This window comes from Rhodococcus sp. LMD, from assembly GCF_056108245.1.
On sequence record NZ_CM148557.1, the window covers coordinates 814,348 to 830,830 of the forward strand.

16 protein-coding genes are annotated in these 16,483 nt (G+C 71.2%); 13 read left to right on the forward strand and 3 right to left on the reverse strand.

From position 1 onward, the window contains the following. The first annotated feature begins 92 nt into the window (after window positions 1–92). From ACWPQI_RS03775 to ACWPQI_RS03785, 3 genes are read left to right on the forward strand one after another with little or no spacing between them, the layout of a single operon-like run. Window positions 93–932, forward strand: coding sequence for an enoyl-CoA hydratase-related protein (locus ACWPQI_RS03775; protein WP_474738648.1), 840 nt, complete (start codon window positions 93–95; stop codon window positions 930–932). Then, window positions 919–1,953, forward strand: a complete 1,035-nt coding sequence (locus tag ACWPQI_RS03780; protein WP_102031101.1) for a phosphotransferase family protein — start codon at window positions 919–921, stop codon at window positions 1,951–1,953. The genes ACWPQI_RS03775 and ACWPQI_RS03780 overlap by 14 nt, the downstream gene beginning before the upstream one ends. 32 nt (window positions 1,954–1,985) lie before the next feature. Further along, entirely contained in the window at window positions 1,986–3,179 is a 1,194-nt protein-coding gene (locus ACWPQI_RS03785) for an acyl-CoA dehydrogenase family protein (RefSeq protein WP_474738649.1), read from the forward strand. A gap of 34 nt (window positions 3,180–3,213) precedes the next feature. On the opposite strand, the gene ACWPQI_RS03790 is transcribed toward ACWPQI_RS03785, so the two are convergent. After that, window positions 3,214–4,371, reverse strand: a complete 1,158-nt coding sequence (locus ACWPQI_RS03790; protein ID WP_474738650.1) for an RNA-guided endonuclease InsQ/TnpB family protein — start codon at window positions 4,369–4,371, stop codon at window positions 3,214–3,216. 122 nt (window positions 4,372–4,493) lie between these two features. Between ACWPQI_RS03790 and ACWPQI_RS03795 the strand changes: the two genes are divergently transcribed. From ACWPQI_RS03795 to ACWPQI_RS03825, 7 genes are read left to right on the forward strand one after another with little or no spacing between them, the layout of a single operon-like run. After that, complete coding sequence (locus ACWPQI_RS03795) at window positions 4,494–5,591, forward strand: acyl-CoA dehydrogenase family protein (protein ID WP_040273911.1); 1,098 nt, start codon at window positions 4,494–4,496, stop codon at window positions 5,589–5,591. A gap of 37 nt (window positions 5,592–5,628) precedes the next feature. Continuing rightward, window positions 5,629–7,287: an AMP-binding protein gene (locus tag ACWPQI_RS03800; protein ID WP_474738651.1), complete on the forward strand. Its 1,659-nt coding sequence runs from the start codon at window positions 5,629–5,631 to the stop codon at window positions 7,285–7,287. Between the two features lie 16 nt (window positions 7,288–7,303). Further along, window positions 7,304–8,155: an acyl-CoA thioesterase gene (locus ACWPQI_RS03805; RefSeq protein WP_474738652.1), complete on the forward strand. Its 852-nt coding sequence runs from the start codon at window positions 7,304–7,306 to the stop codon at window positions 8,153–8,155. Continuing rightward, window positions 8,152–8,805, forward strand: a complete 654-nt coding sequence (locus tag ACWPQI_RS03810; protein WP_289377497.1) for an HAD family hydrolase — start codon at window positions 8,152–8,154, stop codon at window positions 8,803–8,805. Before ACWPQI_RS03805 ends, ACWPQI_RS03810 begins: the two co-directional genes overlap by 4 nt. A gap of 28 nt (window positions 8,806–8,833) precedes the next feature. Then, window positions 8,834–9,466, forward strand: coding sequence for a nucleotidyltransferase family protein (locus ACWPQI_RS03815; RefSeq protein ID WP_474738653.1), 633 nt, complete (start codon window positions 8,834–8,836; stop codon window positions 9,464–9,466). After that, window positions 9,463–9,729 (forward strand): BON domain-containing protein, encoded by a 267-nt coding sequence (locus tag ACWPQI_RS03820; protein WP_474738654.1) that lies wholly within the window; start codon window positions 9,463–9,465, stop codon window positions 9,727–9,729. Before ACWPQI_RS03815 ends, ACWPQI_RS03820 begins: the two co-directional genes overlap by 4 nt. Then, window positions 9,726–10,439, forward strand: a complete 714-nt coding sequence (locus ACWPQI_RS03825) for a metallophosphoesterase family protein (RefSeq protein WP_474738655.1) — start codon at window positions 9,726–9,728, stop codon at window positions 10,437–10,439. Before ACWPQI_RS03820 ends, ACWPQI_RS03825 begins: the two co-directional genes overlap by 4 nt. A gap of 46 nt (window positions 10,440–10,485) precedes the next feature. On the opposite strand, the gene ACWPQI_RS03830 is transcribed toward ACWPQI_RS03825, so the two are convergent. Then, window positions 10,486–11,502, reverse strand: a complete 1,017-nt coding sequence (locus tag ACWPQI_RS03830; protein ID WP_017682257.1) for an NADP-dependent oxidoreductase — start codon at window positions 11,500–11,502, stop codon at window positions 10,486–10,488. 199 nt (window positions 11,503–11,701) lie between these two features. After that, the gene (locus ACWPQI_RS03835; protein ID WP_474738656.1) at window positions 11,702–12,865 is read right to left on the reverse strand and encodes an RNA-guided endonuclease InsQ/TnpB family protein; all 1,164 of its coding nucleotides are present in this window, start codon (window positions 12,863–12,865) and stop codon (window positions 11,702–11,704) included. A 115-nt stretch (window positions 12,866–12,980) separates the two neighbouring features. Between ACWPQI_RS03835 and ACWPQI_RS03840 the strand changes: the two genes are divergently transcribed. From ACWPQI_RS03840 to ACWPQI_RS03850, 3 genes are all read left to right on the forward strand, one after another. Then, window positions 12,981–14,705, forward strand: a complete 1,725-nt coding sequence (locus ACWPQI_RS03840; protein WP_304433603.1) for an AMP-binding protein — start codon at window positions 12,981–12,983, stop codon at window positions 14,703–14,705. Window positions 14,706–14,848: 143 nt separating this feature from the next. After that, window positions 14,849–16,240, forward strand: a complete 1,392-nt coding sequence (locus ACWPQI_RS03845; RefSeq protein WP_040273932.1) for a lysine N(6)-hydroxylase/L-ornithine N(5)-oxygenase family protein — start codon at window positions 14,849–14,851, stop codon at window positions 16,238–16,240. Next, the gene (locus ACWPQI_RS03850; protein WP_003936798.1) at window positions 16,237–16,476 is read left to right on the forward strand and encodes an MbtH family protein; all 240 of its coding nucleotides are present in this window, start codon (window positions 16,237–16,239) and stop codon (window positions 16,474–16,476) included. Before ACWPQI_RS03845 ends, ACWPQI_RS03850 begins: the two co-directional genes overlap by 4 nt. Window positions 16,477–16,483 lie beyond the last annotated feature (7 nt).

Below are 16,483 nucleotides of genomic sequence, written 5' to 3' on the forward strand. Positions count from 1 at the left end.
CATCACACCGCCCCCGGCGCACACTATGCAAGCGCTCAGCAACTTGAATCTGACGTCAAGTTATGTGACTCCCTGCTGTGAAGGAGCACCGGATGACCGACGCACCCGCCGCGACGACCCGCGGCGTGGCCACCACCGACGACCTGGTCCTCGCCGAGCGGCGCGGACCGGTCGTCCTGCTCACCCTCAACCGGCCGGTCAAGCTCAACGCCTGGAGCAACGCCCTCGAGGACCGCTACTTCGACCTGCTCGAGCAGGCGGACGACGACCCGCAGGTCCGGGCCGTCGTCGTCACCGGCGCCGGCCGCGGATTCTGCTCCGGTGCCGACCTCGACGACCTGCGCCACGTCGCCGACGCCACGGACGACGACCTGGTGCGCCCGCGCCCGCGCGACTTCCCGCTGCGCGTCCGCAAGCCGATCGTCGCCGCGATCCGCGGCCCCGTCGCGGGACTCGGCCTGGTCGAGGCCCTCTACTGCGACGTCCGCTTCGGCGACGCGACCACCCGCTTCACCACCGCGTTCGCGCGCCGCGGACTCATCGCCGAATACGGCGTCACCTGGCTGCTGCCCCGCGTCGTCGGCCACGGCCGCGCCGCGGACCTGCTGCTGTCGAGCCGCATGATCGACGCCGGCGAGGCCCACCGGATCGGCCTGCTCGATCACCTCGTCACCACCGGCGACGTCGTCGACGCCGCCGTCGCCTACGCGACCGACCTCGCCGTCCACTGCTCACCGCGATCGATGGCGATGATCAAGACGCAGCTGCGCGCCGACGCCGACCGGTCCTACCCCGACGCCGTGGCCGCCGCGGACCGCCTGATGGTCGAGGCCTTCCGCGGCCCCGACGTCGCCGAGGGCGTCGCCAGCCACCTCGAGCGGCGCGCCCCCGAGTTCGCCGCCCTGCCCGGGAGCGCCCATGCCACTGCGTGAAACCGTCGGCATCGACCCGGACGCGATCCTGCGCTGGCTGGGCGAGCTCGGCATCGAGCACACCGCACCGCTGACCTTCGATCGCATCGGCCTCGGCCAGTCGAACCTGACCTACCTCGTGCAGGACGGCGACGGGCGCCGGTGGGTGCTGCGGCGACCACCGCTCGGGCACCTGCTGGCGTCCGCGCACGACGTCGCGCGCGAGGCCCGCATCCTCTCGGCGCTCGAGTCCACCGACGTGCCGACACCGACGGTGTTCGGGCTCACCGACGATCCGGCGATCAGCGACGTGCCGATGGTGCTCATGGAGTACGTCGACGGACAGGTGGTGGACCGGATGTCCGTCGCCGAGTCCCTGACGCCGGAGCGCCGCCGCCGCATCGGGCTGTCGCTCGCGCGGACGCTCGGCCGCATCCACGCCGTGGACCTCGACAGCACGGGCCTCGCCGCCCTGGCCCGGCCCAAGCCCTATGCCCAGCGGCAGCTGCACCGCTGGGCCGGCCAGTGGGAGAAGTCGAAGACCCGCGAGCTGCCCGAACTCGACGACCTGACCCGCCGGCTCCTGGCCGCGGTGCCTCCGCAGCACGAAACCACCCTGGTGCACGGCGATTTCCATTTGCGCAACGTCATCACCTCGTACGACGGCGGTGACGTCGTCGCGGCGCTGGACTGGGAGCTGTCCACCGTCGGCGACCCGCTCGCCGACGTCGGGTCGCTGTTCGCCTACTGGCCCGAGCCCGGGGAGGACACCGGCGGCGACTTTCCCGCCTCCACCCTCGAGGGTTTCCCCAGCCGCGCCGAACTCGCCGCCGTCTACCTGGACGAGACGGGCCGCGACCCGGCGGCACTGCAGTTCTGGCACGCGCTCGGGTTGTGGAAGGTGGCGGTGATCGCGGAAGGCGTGATGCGCCGCGCGCTCGACGAACCGCAGAACAAGGCCGCGGCCGGCACTCCCACGATCGAACGCATCGACGCCCTGGTTCACAAGGCCCGCGAGATCGCCGACGACGCCGGCATCTGACGCCCCGACCCCTCGACACGCAGGAGACGACGATGTCCCCCGACGAGCAGACGACCGCACGCGACCTCTCCGCGCGTGTGAAGACGCTTCTGTCCGAACATGATCCGAGCACAACCCGGCCCGAGGACTTCCTCGGCGCACGATTCGACGCCGGCCTCGCCTGGGTGCACTTCCCGCCGGGCCACGGCGGGCTCGGCCTGCCGCAGACCCACCAGGCGCAGGTCGAGGCCGAACTGGCCGCCGCCGGCGCGCCCCGGCCCGCCGCCGGCCGCAACGGCATCGGCCTGGGCATGGCCGCCCCCACCATCGCCGCCTTCGGCACCGAGGAACAGAAGAGCCGGTTCCTGCGCCCCCTCTACACCGGACAGCACATCTACTGCCAGCTGTTCAGCGAGCCCGGCGCCGGCTCCGACCTGGCCGCCGTCGCGACCCGCGCCGTCCGCGACGGCAACGACTGGATCGTCGACGGCCAGAAGGTGTGGACCTCGGGCGCGCAGAACGCGCAGATGGCGATCCTGGTGGCCCGCACCGACCCGACCGTGCCCAAACACGCAGGGCTGACGTACTTCCTGCTCGACATGAGCGATCCCGGCGTCGACGTGCGGCCGCTGCGGCAGATCACCGGTGAGGCCGAGTTCAACGAGGTGTTCCTCACCGGAGTGCGGGTACCCGACGCCGACCGGCTCGGCGACGAAGGGCAGGGCTGGCGCGTCGCCACCACCACTCTCAACAACGAACGCGTCGCGATCGGCTCCGGCGCGCCCCGCGAGGGCGGCATGATCGGCAAGGTCACCGAGGCCTGGCGCGAGCGCCCCGAGGTGCGCGACCCGGCGCGGCACGACGAGCTGATGCGGCTGTGGGTCGAGGCCGAGGTGACCCGGCTGACCGGCGAACGCCTGCGCCAGCAGCTCGCCGCGGGCCAGCCCGGCCCGGAGGGCTCCGGTATGAAACTCGCATTCGCCCGCCTCGCCCAGACGATCTCGGGCTTCGAGGTGGAACTGCACGGCGAGCAGGGCCTGCGCTACGACGACTGGACCCTGCGCCGGCCCGAATCGGTGGACTTCACCGGCCGCGAACCCGGATACCGGTACCTGCGCGCCAAAGGCAACTCCATCGAGGGCGGCACGTCGGAGATCCTGCGCAACGTCGTCGCCGAGCGGGTGCTCGGACTGCCGCCGGAACACCGTGTGGACAAGGACATTCCGTGGAAGGACCTGGCACGTTAACGCCTCTCCTGCCTGAAGGCGGGAGATTCCCGGCTCAGACCGCAACCGCACCACCGAGGAGGTGATCCGCTTGTCTGACGTCGTCGACACCGGTGTGGCCGCGCTCCGCCACAGCCAGAACCACTCCGGCAGCGTTCCGGTCCCGGCATGCGCTGTAGCCGCACGCCGGGCACCGGAAGATCCGTTCCGCGAGTCCGAGGGGCTGCTTGGCTCTCGCGAAACACCCCGAACACGTCATGCTCGTGTACGCGGGCCGCACCAGCACCACCTTCCGGCCGGCCCGCCTGCCCCGCTCGACGAGTTCTCGCTTGGTCGCGGCGATCGCCGCGTCCGCGGCCTTGCGCGCCATCGTGGACTTGGCCAGGAACCGCGGCCGGAAATCCTCCACCGCGATCACCGCATGCTGGGCGACCACCCGCCGCGCCCACACCCGCGCCTCGTGCCGGGTCCGCGCCGCGGCCTTCTGCTGGATCTTCGCCGCACTTTTCTTGGCCCGCCGATAGCCGTTCGACGCCGGGCGTCCCCTGCCCGGTCGCCGGCGCGTTATCGTGCGTTGCACCTTGGCCAGCTCCGCCGCGCAGCGGGAGCGGTGCTGCCGGTGCGGCAGGTCGAACCGTTCGTCGGTGGTGGTCGCGGTCCGGCGCACACCCCAGTCGACACCGATCGCCGAACCCTCGGGGGCCGCGGGCACCGGTTCGGCATCGCGGGTGACGACGAACGAGGCGTACCAGTGCCCCAGCGGATCCCGGGTGATGCGCACACTCGACGGCTCGGACGGCAACTCCCGCGACCACACCACCGGGACACTGACCCCCTTGGCGAGTACCAACCGGCCCTCGCGGAGGGTGAAGCCGCGGCGGGTGTACTCGAGCGTCGGCAGCGTCTTCTTGCGGGCCTTGCGCCGCGGCCGGCCCCGCCCGGTGATCCGGAACGAGTCGTCCAGGGCGCGGGCGTAGGTCCGCAGCGTCTGCTGTTGGGCCACCTGGGATCCGGCCCGCAGCCACGGCGAATCTCTGCGGGCCGCGGTGAGCAGTGCACTCAGCTTCCCGAAGGTGGGTTTCGCACCGGATTTCTGTTGGTGAACCGCTTCGTTCCACAGGAACCGGCACCGATGCCACTCGTCGAGCAGGGCACGTTCGGCGGCGCGGCCCGGCCGCAGCCGGTAGTTGTAGCGCACCACCTCGCCCCCCATGCCCGGCACGGTAGCCGCACCCACCGACACGTGTGCCCGACACCACCCCAGCCCGCCACCGAGAAAGGAGGACGGCGCTTGCGCTCCCTCGTCAACGAGGCAGTATCCGCGCCGAACACCAGATGACCGACCTGCTGTACTCCGACACCGAGGACGCCCTGCGCGACAGCGTCCGTCGCATGCTCGCCGAGCGTTGTCCTGCGTCCGTCGTGGTGACCGCGTACGACGCCGCGCCCGCCGACTTCTCGGGCGTGTGGAAGACCGTGGCCGTCGAACTCGGGCTGGCGGGGCTGCTGGTGCCCGAATCACTGGGCGGCGCCGGCGCGGGCACCCGCGAGGCCGCGGTCGTCATGGAGGAGATCGGCCGGGCCGTCGCGCCGGTGCCGTACCTGTCGAGCGCGGTGCTCGCCACCGTCGCATTACTGCGCGCCGGCGACACCGGGACGGTGCCGGACCTCGCGGCCGGTGCCGTCACCGGCGCCCTCGCGGTCCCGCTGTCGGTGGGGCCGGACGCCGCGATCACCGGGGTGCGTCGCACCGGCGACGGCCTGACCGGCCGGGTCACCAGCGTTGCCGGAGCACACGAGGCCGACGTGCTCGTCGTCCCCGTCGCGGGGCCCGACGGCCTCGAACTGCACACCGTCCGGTCGGATGCGCCCGCCGTCACGGTGACCCCCGTGCTATCGCTGGACATGACCCGGCCGATCGCCGACGTCGAGTTCGCCGGGGCCGCCTCCACCCGCATCGACGGCGGCGACGCGGCAGCGGCCGTGACCGAGGCGCTGCGGTGCGGGGCGGTGCTGCTCGCCTCCGAGCAGCTCGGGGTGGCCCAGTGGTGCCTCGAGACGACCGTCGCCTACGTCAAGGAGCGCCGCCAGTTCGGTCGCGCCGTCGGCTCGTACCAGGCGATCAAGCACCGGCTCGCCGACCTGTGGCTCGAGGTGGGCGCGGCGCAGTCCGCCGCCCGGTACGCGGCCGACGCGTACGCGCGCGGCGACGGCGACACCGCGATCGCGACCGCCGTCGCCCAGGCGTACTGCAGCGACGTCGCGGTGCACGCCGCCGAGGAGTGCATCCAGTTGCACGGCGGCATCGGGATGACCTGGGAGTACCCGGCACATCTCTACCTCAAGCGAGCCAAGGCCGATCAGCTCGCGCTCGGCGTCCCGTCCCGGCACCGCGCCCGGCTGGCCGAGCTCGTCGACCTGCCGGTCGCATGAACCGCTGCAACCACACGAAAGGACGGGTGTCGCGACGATGAGCTGGTACGACGACAGGCCCTGGATGGCGCAGTACGATCCCCGCGTGGCCGAGGTCGGACCCGTCCCGCGACGGACCACCCTCGAGGTGTTCGCGGACGCCGTCGCGACGGCGCCGGACGGGCCGGCGATCACGTATCTCGGTGCGACGCTGACGTATCGGGAGGTCGACGAGCTCACCGACGGGGTGGCGGCGTACCTGCTCGCGCAGGGCTTCCGCTCGGGTGACCGGCTCGCCGTGTACCTGCAGAACGTGCCGCAGTTCGTCCTCGCGCTGTTCGGTGCGTGGAAAGCCGGCGGCGCGGTGGTGCCGCTGAACCCGATGTACAAGGACGAGCTCGACCACATCCTCACCGACGCAGGCGTCGTCGCCGTCGTGTGCGGTGAACAGGCGTGGGCGGACCGGGTGGCGGAGCGGTCCGCCGGGGCGGGCGTGACGATCGCGTTGACGGCGAGCGAGCTGGACCTGCAGACCTCGAACGACGAGCGGCTCTTCGCCGGCGTCGAGCGCCGCCGGACCTCGGGTGTCCCCGATCTGCTCGAGGTCGCCCGCGAGTGGGCTGGCCGCCCCGTCCCCGACCCCGGCCTGGTCCCCGACGACATCGCGCTCGTCTCCTACACGTCCGGGACGAGCGGACTGCCCAAGGGTGCCACCAACACCCACGCGAACCTCACCGTCAACTGCGTACTGCTGCGCCTGTACGACGAGATCCCGGCGGGTTCGCCGATCTTCGCGCTCGCACCGCTGTTCCACATCACCGGAATGGTGGTGCAGCTGCTCACGGCGGTGGATCTGGCCGGTCCGCTGGTCCTGGCCTACCGCTTCGACGCCGGGGTGGTGCTCGACGTCCTGAAGCGGGAGCGGCCCGCTTTCATGGTCGGCCCGTCGACCGCGTTCATGGCGCTGCTGGCACATCCGTCGTTCTCGTCGGACGCGTTCGAGTCGCTGCTGACCCTCAATTCCGGTGGCGCACCGCTGCCGCCGGCCATCGTCGAACGCTTCCGTGAGCGGACCGGCCTCTACATCCGCAACGGTTACGGCCTGACGGAGACCAGCGCGCCCTGCGTCGTCGTGCCCTCCGGTCGCGAGGCGCCGGTGGATCCGGACTCGGGCACACTGTCCATCGGTCTGCCGCTGCCCACCGCGACGGTGCGCATCGTCGACGAGGACGGCAAGGACCTCGGACCGGGGGAGGTCGGGGAGATCGCCGTCGAGGGGCCGATGGTCGTCCCCGCCTACTGGAATCTGCCCGAGGCCACTGCCCAGTCCATTCCGGGCGGACGGTTGCTGACCGGTGACGTCGGCTTCATGGACGCACAGGGCTGGGTGTACGTCGTCGACCGCAAGAAGGACATGATCAACGCCTCCGGGTTCAAGGTCTGGCCCCGCGAGGTCGAGGACGTGCTCTACCGGCATCCGGCGGTCCGGGAGGCCGCGGTCGTCGGCGTGCCCGACTCCTACCGCGGCGAGTCGGTCGCGGCGTTCGTGAGCCTGCGCCCGGACCAGCAGGTCGACCCGGACGAACTGGTGACCTGGTGCCGCGAGCGGCTGGCCACCTACAAGGCGCCCCGATCGGTCGAGATCCTCGACGAGCTGCCCAAGACCACCAGCGGGAAGATCCTGCGCCGCGAGATGCGCAGGGTCGCATCGTCCTGACCCGAGGAGGAGACACGTGCCGAGCATCGACGAGATCCTGCGCCTGCGCGAGATCGCCCCGGCGACGTTCCGCGCCGCCCCGGTGCCGACCGAGATGGAGCGCACCTTCGGCGGTCAGGTCGCGGCGCAGGCGCTCGCCGCGTCGGCACGGACTGTGCCGCACGAGTTCGGCGTGCACTCGGTGCACGGCCACTTCCTGCGCCCCGGCCGGCCGCTCGAGCCCGCCGACTACCACGTGGACGCCGTGCGGGACGGCGGCAGCTTCCGCACCCGCTACGTCACCGCGGTCCAGGACGGCGAGACCGTGTTCACCCTGACCGCCTCGTTCCACCGCGGTGACGACGGGCACGCCCACCAGGCGGCCATGCCGCCCACGACCGGACCGGAGGAGGTCACGGAGAACGGGCGCCCGTGGGCCGCGTGGTACGACTTCCCGGAGTGGGACGACTGGGAACGTCGCTGGCTCCCGGCGGACGAGGCCACACCCGACGCGCCGGCGCGCCGGCGGCTGTGGATCCGGCACCGCACCCCGCTGCCCGACGACCCGGTCCTGCACGCCTGTGCCCTGACCTACTGCAGCGACATGGCGCTGCTCGACATCGCCGTCCTGCCGCATCCCGAACGGCCGATCCAGGGGGCGTCGCTCGACCACGCGGTGTGGTTCCTGCGGCCGTTCCGGGTGGACGAATGGCTGCTGTTCGATCAGGTGTCGCCGTCGTCCGAGTCGGGACGTGCCCTGATCCAGGGACAGATCTTCGACACGACCGGACGACTGGTCGCCGCCGTCGCGCAGGAGGGCATGGTGCGGTTCCACACCGAGCGCGCCGCGGCCGTCGGTGCCGGACGCGCCGAAGGGCGGGATCGATGAACCGCGCCGCGCCCGAGCGCTCGGCCGTCCTCGTCGACTTCGGTGGCGTGCTCACCACGAGCGTGTTCGCCGCGTTCGAGCAGTTCGGCGCGGCACTCGGCGATCCGGGACTGCCGCTGCGGCTGCTCGGCGGCGACCCCGACTCGCGACGGCTGCTCGCCGACCACGAGTCGGGGCGCATCGACGCGGAGGAGTTCGAGCAGGGCTTCGCCGGACGGCTCCGCGCCCACGGAGCTGTCGTGACCGCGGAAGGACTCGCCGCCCGGATGCAGGCCGGGCTGCGGCGCGACGACCGGACGGTGGCCCTCCTCGACGATCTGCGGGCCGCCGGCGTGCCGGTGGCGCTGGTGTCCAACGCCTTCGGACGGGACTGCTACGCGGGTTTCGAGCTGACGGCGCTCGCGGACGAGGTGGTGATCTCCGCCGAGGTCGGCATCCGTAAGCCGTCCCGCCGGATCTACGCCCTCGCGTGCGAGCGACTGGGGGTCGCCCCCGAACAGGCCGTCATGATCGACGACCTGCAGCAGAACCTCGACGGAGCGGCGCGGATCGGCATCGCCGGTGTGCTGCACACCGACGCCGACCGCACCCGCTCCGAGCTCGCCGAGCGATTCGGCTTCGTGACGGGGCAGGTGCCCGGCCAGGTGTGAGCCCCGGGCGCGCGGGTACCCGCCACCCATGACCAACGCACATCCTCACGGTCTCGATGCCGCGTCGTCCGACGCTGCGGGCTCGTCGGACGAGTCGGTCAAGGAGAGGCTGCTGCTGCAGGTGCTGACGAAGGCGGTGAACACCCTCGGTGAGGCCGGGGTGCGGTTCGCCGTCGGCGGCGGCTGCGCGGTGTACGCCCGTGGTGGCCCGGCGTCCGACCACGACGTGGACCTGTTCGTCCGCCCGCACGATGTGGACGCCGCGCGGGAGGCGCTCGTCGCCGCCGGTATGCGTCCCGTCGACCCGCCCGAGAACTGGCTGAGCAAGGTCTACGAGGGTGATCACCTCGTGGACCTGATCTTCCGGCCCAACGACCGGGACGTCGACGATTCGATGCTCGCCCGCGCACAGTGGATGCGCATCGGCCCGACCGCGGCGCCGGTGATCAGCGGCACCGACCTGATGAGCGACAAGCTCAATGTGCTCGACGCCCACCGCTGCGACTTCGCGCCGTTGCTGCGTATCGCCCGTGCCCTGCGCGAGCAGGTGGACTGGGGGCAGGTGGCCACCGCGACGGCCGCGTCGCCGTACGCCCGCGCCTTCCTCGGCCTGCTCGCCGACCTGGGCATCATCGAACCCGACTCGGAGGCCCGACGATGAGTCACGAACACCCGGATCACCCGCAATACGTGGTGGCGCACCTGCACCGCGCCCTGGCCGAGGACCCCCGCACCGCCGAACAGGGCGTGCGCGTCACGATCCGCGGCACCGACGTCTACCTGACCGGCGAGGTCGCCAGTGCCGCGCGCCGTGACGCGCTGACCGTGGTGGTGCAGGAACAGTTGCCGGGCGTCACCGTCCGCAACGACGTGCACGTGGTCGACTCGCGTGACCCCGGAACTTCGGTGGAGGAATTGCGATGAGGATTGCTGCCGTCGGAGACGTACACCTGGCCGAGGACGCCCGCGGGCATCTGCGGCCCGCTCTCGAACACCTGCACGAGCACGCCGATGTACTGCTGCTCGCCGGTGATCTCACTCGGCACGGCACCGCCGACGAGGCGCGTGTCGTCGCCGACGAGTTCGGCGATCTGCCGGTGCCTGTCGTCGGTGTGCTCGGCAACCACGACTACCACAGCGACGCCCAGGACGAGATCACCGAGCTGCTGCGCGACCGGGGCATCGTCGTGCTCGAGGGGGAGTCGGTCGTCCTCGACGTCGACGGGGCCCGGCTCGGCGTGGCGGGAACCAAGGGGTTCGGCGGGGGTTTCGCGGGCAAGTGCGCGAGCGCGTTCGGTGAGCCGGAGATGAAGCAGTTCGCCGGGCACACCATGGAACTGGCCGACAGGTTCCGTGGCGCCGTCGCCGAGCTCGACGGTGCCGACGTCCGCGTGGCGCTGCTGCACTATTCGCCGATCAGCGACACCCTGCGCGGCGAGCCCGCCGAGATCTATCCGTTCCTCGGGTCGTATCTGCTGGGCGAGCCGATCGACGAGTTCCAGCTCGATCTCGCCGTGCACGGGCACGCCCACGCGGGATGCGAGCGCGGCACGACCCCGGGCGGCGTGCGGGTCCGCAACGTCGCACAGCCGGTCATCCGCACCGCGTACGCGGTGTATCGGTTCGAGAACTGATCGCGCCCGGCCGCGCCGCGGGGCGACCCGGCCGGGCGCGGGGTTCTCAGGAGTCGGCCGTGGTCTTCAGGACGAGTTTGCCGGTGTTGGCACCGTCGAACAGCATGTTGAGTGTGCGTCCGAATGCCTCGACGCCGCCGGTCTCGACCTGTTCACGGGTCACCAGTTCGCCGCGGCGGATCCATTCCGACACGGCAGCCATGCCCTCGGGGAAGCGGTCGAGGTAGTCGAAGACGATGAACCCGGTCATGGATGCCCGGTTCACGAGCAGGGACAGGTAGCGGGACGGGCCCGGCTGCGGGTCGGTCGCGTTGTAGCCGGAGATGGCCCCGCACAACACGACTCGCGCGTGCTTGCGCAGCACGGCCAGCGCCGAGTCGAGCGTCTCCCCGCCGACGTTGTCGAAGTAGATGTCGATCCCGTCCGGTGCGGCGGCGTGCAGCGCCCGGCCCACGGATCCGGCCTTGTAGTCGATGGCGGCGTCGAATCCCAGCTCGTCGGTGAGCCACGCGCACTTCTCGGGTCCGCCGGCGATGCCGATGACGCGGCATCCGCTCAGTTTCGCGATCTGCCCGGCGATGCTGCCGACGGCCCCGGCGGCGCCCGACACGAGCACGGTGTCGCCGGGCTTCATCCGCCCCACGTCGACGAGCCCGAAATATGCCGTCATGCCGGGGAATCCGAGTGCGCCCAGCCACACCGGCGGCGGCGCGAGGGACTCGTCGACCGCGACGACGCCGCTGCCGTCGGAGACGGCGTAGTCGCACACGCCGAAGTGCCCGGAGACGAGCTGTCCTTCCTTGTAGCCGTCGTGGCGGGATTCGTGTACCCGCCCGACGGCGTGGGCGCGCATGACCTCACCGATCCCGACCGGCGGGACGTACGACCGGACGTCGTTCAGCCATCCGCGCATGGCGGGGTCGAGGGAGACGTACTCGACGCGGACGGTGAACTCGCCGTCGGCCGGCTGCGGGACCGGGGCGCTGGTGACCTCCCATGTGGAGTCGTCGGGGCGGCCGACCGGTCGTCGTGCCAGTCGGACCTGTCTGTTCACGGACGCCATACGTCTTCCTTTCGGTTGCAGAAAAGCCCTGCTGCGGTGCGGTGATTCGGATGTGCGGCGGTCGTCCCGGTCAGTTGAATTCGACGCCGGATTCAACTATACACGGTGGGTGACCGGGATCACCCCGTCGCCGCCGGATGCCCCGAGAACGGAAGGTCGACTTAACGCCTCTCCTTCCCGAAGGCAGGAGATTCCCGGCTCAGACCGCAACCGCACCACCACCCGGAGGGAGGTGATCCGCTTGACTCACGTCGTCGACACCGGTGTGGCCACGCTCCGCCACAGCCAGAATCACTCTGGCAGCGTTCCGGTCCCGGCACGCGGTATGCCCGCACGCCCAGCACCGGAAGATACGTTCCCCGAGTCCGAGGCGTTGCTTGGCTCTCGCGAAACACCTCGAACACGTCATGGTCGTGTACGCGGGCCGCACCGACACCACCTTCCGGCCGGCCCGCCTGCCCCGCTCGAGCAACTCCCGTTTCACCGTCGCGATCGCGGCATCGGCGGCCGTGCGCGCCATCGTCGACCTCGACAGGAACCGGGGTCGGAAATCCTCCACCGCGACCAGATGATGCGCCTCGACCACGGCCCGGGCCCAGATCCGGCCGTCGTGCCGGCTGCGCCGGGCCGCTTTCTTCTGCACCTTCGCGGCCCGGGTGCGGGCCCGGCGATAGCCCCTCGAGGGCGGGTGCCCCGTGCCCCGGCGGCGCCGCGCCATCGTCCGCTGCGCTCTCGCCACCTGCGCCGCACACCGTCTCCGGTGCCCGTGCTGCGGCAGATCGAACCGCTCCTCGGTGGCCGTCGCGGTGCGGGCCACGCCCCAGTCGATCCCGACCGCGCTGTTCGGGTCGGCGGCCGGGATCGGCTCGGCCTCGCGGGTCACCACGAACGAGGCGTACCAGTGCCCCAGGCAATCGCGGGTGATGCGCACACTCGACGGCGCCGCCGGCAGTGCCCGCGACCACACCACCGGCACACGCACGCCTTTGGGCAGCACCAACCGGCCGTGGCGGATCCGGAACCCGCGGCGGGTGTACTCGAGCGAGGGCCGGGTCTTCCTCCGCGCCTTGAACCGCGGCCGGCCCCGGCCCTCGACCGTGAACGACGCGTCCAACGCCTGCGCGTAGGTACGCAGCATCTGCTGCTGGGCGACCTGGGAGCCGTCCCGCAACCACGACGAGCGTGCCCGGGCGTCGGTCAACTGCTTGGCCAGCTTCCCGAACGTCGGCCTGCGACCGGCCTTGTGTTGGTGCACCGCCTCGTTCCACAGGAACCGGCAGCGATGCCACTCCTGCATCAGGGCATGTTCGGCGGTGGTGCCCGGCCGCAACCGGTAGTTGTAGCGCACCACCTCGACCCCCATGCCGGCACGCTGACCGACCCCACCGACAGGTTCGCCCGACCCCACCACTCCCCCCGAAAGGAGGACGGCGCTTCCTCTCCCTCGTGAACGAGGCAGTATCCGCGCCGCACATCAGATGACACGCGAGCTCAACACGGTCCCCACCGACTCCGACGCCCTCGAGGCTGCACTCGGCGGGATCCGGCGGGTGCAGGAAGCGCACTGGCCGCCGGAGGTGCCGCGGACGGTGGAGTACCCGATCGACGAGCGCGCGCTCGTGGACTACCTGCGGCACTGGGCGCACGTGCGCCCGCATGCCCCCGCGATCGAGTTCTACGGTCGCACGGTCGGTTACGCCGAGTACGACGACCTCTCCGACCGGTTCGCCGGCTGGCTGCTCGCCCGCGGCGCCCGGGCCGGCGACCGGATCGGTGTCCACCTCGGCAACTGTCCGCAGTTCCACGTCGCGATGCTCGGCATCCTCAAGATCGGCGCCGTCCACGTACCCGTGAATCCGATGCTGCGCGAACACGAGCTCGCCCACGAGCTCGCCGACGCCGGCGTCACGATCCTGCTCACGCAGCCCGAACTGCTCCCGCTGGTGGAGGCGGTCCGGCCGCGCACGCCGGTGCGGCACGTCGCCGTCACTGCCCTCGGCGACATGCTCACCGGTACGAGGCCGGGGGAGGTGCCGCCACCGTTCCCGGTCACCGATCCCGCCGCGGGCGACTGGGCGAGCATTCTCGACAGTCCCCGCGCACCCGCCGTCGCGACGGACCCGGACGCGCTCGCCGCGCTGAACTACACCGGCGGCACCACCGGCATGCCGAAGGGCTGCGAGCACACCCAGTGGCACATGGTCTACACCGCGGCCGCGGCCACCGTCGGCGGCGGCCGGCGGGTGGGGGAGACCACCGTGGTGCTCAACTACCTGCCCATGTTCTGGATCGCCGGCGAAGTCTTCGGCATCCTCAATCCTCTCGTCAACGGCGGCTCCGTCGTGCTGATGACCCGGTGGGACGCGGACGCCGCGCTGGCTCTCGTCGAGCGGCACGGCGTCACCAGCGCGGTCGGCACCGTCGACAACTACGTCGAACTCATGGACGCGCCCGGCTTCGACGGGAATCGTGCCGCCACGCTCGACAACGCCATGGCGGTGTCGTTCGTGCTGAAGCTCGACCCGGCGATCCGCCGGCGGTGGCGCGACGCGACCGGCCACACCCTGCGGGAGGCGAGCTACGGCATGACCGAGACGAACACCGCGGACACCTTCACCCTCGGCTTCCAGGACGGCGACTTCGACCTCGCGAGCGAGCCGGTGTTCTGTGGCCTGCCCGTGCCGGGCACCGACATCCTGATCGTCGACGAGGCGGGTGCCCCGGTGCCGCTCGGTGAGACCGGGCAGATCGTCGTGCGCAGCCCCTCGGTGACCACCGGGTACTACCGCAACGCCGAGGCTACCGCGGACGCGTTCCAGGGCGACTGGCTGCGCACCGGCGACGTCGGCCGGTTCGACGAGCGCGGTGCGCTGCACTATCTCGCCCGCAACAAGGAGATGATCAAGACCAACGGTATGAGCGTCTTCCCCGCCGAGGTCGAGGCGCTGCTGCGCATGCACCCGGGGGTCGCGACGGTCGCGGTGGTCCCCAGGTCCGATCCGGACCGAGGGCAGGTCGCGTTTGCGTTCGTCCAGCCGGTCCCCGGCGCGACCGTCACGGCCGGCGAACTCACGGCGTGGGCGCGCGAGAACATGGCGGGTTACAAGGTGCCGATCGTCGAACTCGTCGAGGCGATGCCCATGACGGCCACCGGCAAGATCCGCAAAGGCGATCTGTTTGCGCGGGCGGAGGGGAGTCACTAGGGAGCGGGGTTCCGGGCCGGCGGGTGACGCACCCCAACCGGCTGCAATGATTGGTAGGCTAACCAAACCAAGGGTAGCCTGAGCTATCTTCTTGTGCGATCGATCCATCCGCGGCTGCGGCCCCCGAGCACGGAAGAGCGACCATGACCGACCGCTCCTGCAACGACAGCGGTGACTCGCCGTCGCCGGACGGCGAACCACCGGAACTCCTCGACCTCGTCGGGATCGGATTCGGACCCGCCAATCTCGCATTGGCGATCGCCGTCGAAGAGCACAATGCCGAAGCCCCGCACGACCCCGTGCGGGCCCGGTTCTTCGACCGGCAGCCCGCGTTCGCCTGGCATCCCGGAATGCTCCTCGAGGGCTCCACCATGCAGATCGCCTTCCCGAAGGACCTGGTCACCTTCCGCAACCCCACGAGCCCCTACACCTTCTTCGCCTACCTGCACGACCGGGGCCGGCTCGTCGACTTCGTCAACCACCAGACGTTCTTCCCCACCCGACACGAGTTCCAGGACTACCTGCAGTGGGCGGCCGCCCGCGTCGACGCCGACGTGCGGTACGGCACCGAGGTCGTCGCCGTCGAGGCCGTACGCGACCCGGCGGGCATCGCCGACCGCCTCGCCGTCCACGCCGCCGACGGCACCGTCGTACACGCCCGCAACATCGTCGTCGGGGTGGGGTTGCGGCCCCGCATCCCCCCGTGGGCCACCGAGAGCGTGCGGTGCTTCCACAACCACCGGTTCCTGTTCCATCTGGCCGAGATGCCGGCGCCGGTGCACCAGCGGTTCGTCGTCGTCGGTGCCGGCCAGAGCGCTGCCGAGGTGGTGCAGTACCTGCACAGCCACTACCCGCAGGCCGAGGTGCACAACGTGTTCGCCCGCTTCGGCTACAGCCCCGCCGACGACAGCCCGTACGCCAACCGCATCTTCGATCCGGCCACCGTCGACGAACTGCACGCCGCACCCGAAGCGGAGCGGGAGCGACTGCTGGCCCTGCACCGCAGCACCAACTACTCCGTCGTCGACCCCGACCTCATCGCCGCGCTGTACGCGGCCGAGTACCGCGAGCGCGTCGGCGGCCGGCGGCGGCTGTTCATGCGGCGCGCCTCCGAGGTCGCCGCGGTCACCGAGACTGCCACCGGAATCGAGGTGGACGTGCGCAGCACGCTCGACGGACTCACCGACACCCTGACGTGCGACGCCGTGGTCCTCGCCACCGGATTCGACGCCGCCCCGCTGCCCCCGCTGCTCGGCGCTCTCGCTCCCGAGTCGTCGCCGCTGCGCACGGTCGACCGGGACTACCGCCTGCCCACCGAGGGCGACGTCCGGGCGGGGATCTATCTTCAGGGCGGCACCGAGAAGACCCACGGGCTGACGGCCTCGTTGCTGTCGAACGTGGCGATCCGGTCCGGGGAGATCCTCGGATCCGTCCTCGAGCAGCGCGACGGAAAACTACCAGCGGGTCATGACCGGGCCCCGGAGCTTGCTAGGGTACGGGAGCAGCACACCTATGCGACAAGTGAGGCGAGATGAGCACGAATCCTTTTGACGACGAAGACGGCCGCTTCTACGTCCTCATGAACGACGAGGAGCAGTACTCGCTGTGGCCGACTTTCTCCGAGGTGCCGCAGGGGTGGCGCGTGGTGTTCGGGGAGGAGTCGCGTGCAGCGTGCGTCGAGTACGTGGAGAAGAACTGGACCGACATGCGGCCGAAGAGCCTGCGTGACGCCATGGAAGCCGACGAGAAGGCCCGCAACGCCGGCGCCTGACCGTCCG

What these genes read in the sequence shown, in the direction of transcription:
- ACWPQI_RS03840 (WP_304433603.1), top strand. Translation starts at nt 12,981, where the DNA reads ATGACACGCGAGCTCAACACGGTCCCCACCGACTCCGACGCCCTCGAG.
- ACWPQI_RS03830 (WP_017682257.1), bottom strand. Translation starts at nt 11,502, where the DNA reads ATGGCGTCCGTGAACAGACAGGTCCGACTGGCACGACGACCGGTCGGC.
- ACWPQI_RS03785 (WP_474738649.1), top strand. Translation starts at nt 1,986, where the DNA reads ATGTCCCCCGACGAGCAGACGACCGCACGCGACCTCTCCGCGCGTGTG.
- ACWPQI_RS03810 (WP_289377497.1), top strand. Translation starts at nt 8,152, where the DNA reads ATGAACCGCGCCGCGCCCGAGCGCTCGGCCGTCCTCGTCGACTTCGGT.
- ACWPQI_RS03850 (WP_003936798.1), top strand. Translation starts at nt 16,237, where the DNA reads ATGAGCACGAATCCTTTTGACGACGAAGACGGCCGCTTCTACGTCCTC.
- ACWPQI_RS03845 (WP_040273932.1), top strand. Translation starts at nt 14,849, where the DNA reads ATGACCGACCGCTCCTGCAACGACAGCGGTGACTCGCCGTCGCCGGAC.
- ACWPQI_RS03775 (WP_474738648.1), top strand. Translation starts at nt 93, where the DNA reads ATGACCGACGCACCCGCCGCGACGACCCGCGGCGTGGCCACCACCGAC.
- ACWPQI_RS03825 (WP_474738655.1), top strand. Translation starts at nt 9,726, where the DNA reads ATGAGGATTGCTGCCGTCGGAGACGTACACCTGGCCGAGGACGCCCGC.
- ACWPQI_RS03815 (WP_474738653.1), top strand. Translation starts at nt 8,834, where the DNA reads ATGACCAACGCACATCCTCACGGTCTCGATGCCGCGTCGTCCGACGCT.
- ACWPQI_RS03780 (WP_102031101.1), top strand. Translation starts at nt 919, where the DNA reads ATGCCACTGCGTGAAACCGTCGGCATCGACCCGGACGCGATCCTGCGC.
- ACWPQI_RS03835 (WP_474738656.1), bottom strand. Translation starts at nt 12,865, where the DNA reads ATGGGGGTCGAGGTGGTGCGCTACAACTACCGGTTGCGGCCGGGCACC.
- ACWPQI_RS03790 (WP_474738650.1), bottom strand. Translation starts at nt 4,371, where the DNA reads ATGGGGGGCGAGGTGGTGCGCTACAACTACCGGCTGCGGCCGGGCCGC.
- ACWPQI_RS03820 (WP_474738654.1), top strand. Translation starts at nt 9,463, where the DNA reads ATGAGTCACGAACACCCGGATCACCCGCAATACGTGGTGGCGCACCTG.
- ACWPQI_RS03800 (WP_474738651.1), top strand. Translation starts at nt 5,629, where the DNA reads ATGAGCTGGTACGACGACAGGCCCTGGATGGCGCAGTACGATCCCCGC.
- ACWPQI_RS03795 (WP_040273911.1), top strand. Translation starts at nt 4,494, where the DNA reads ATGACCGACCTGCTGTACTCCGACACCGAGGACGCCCTGCGCGACAGC.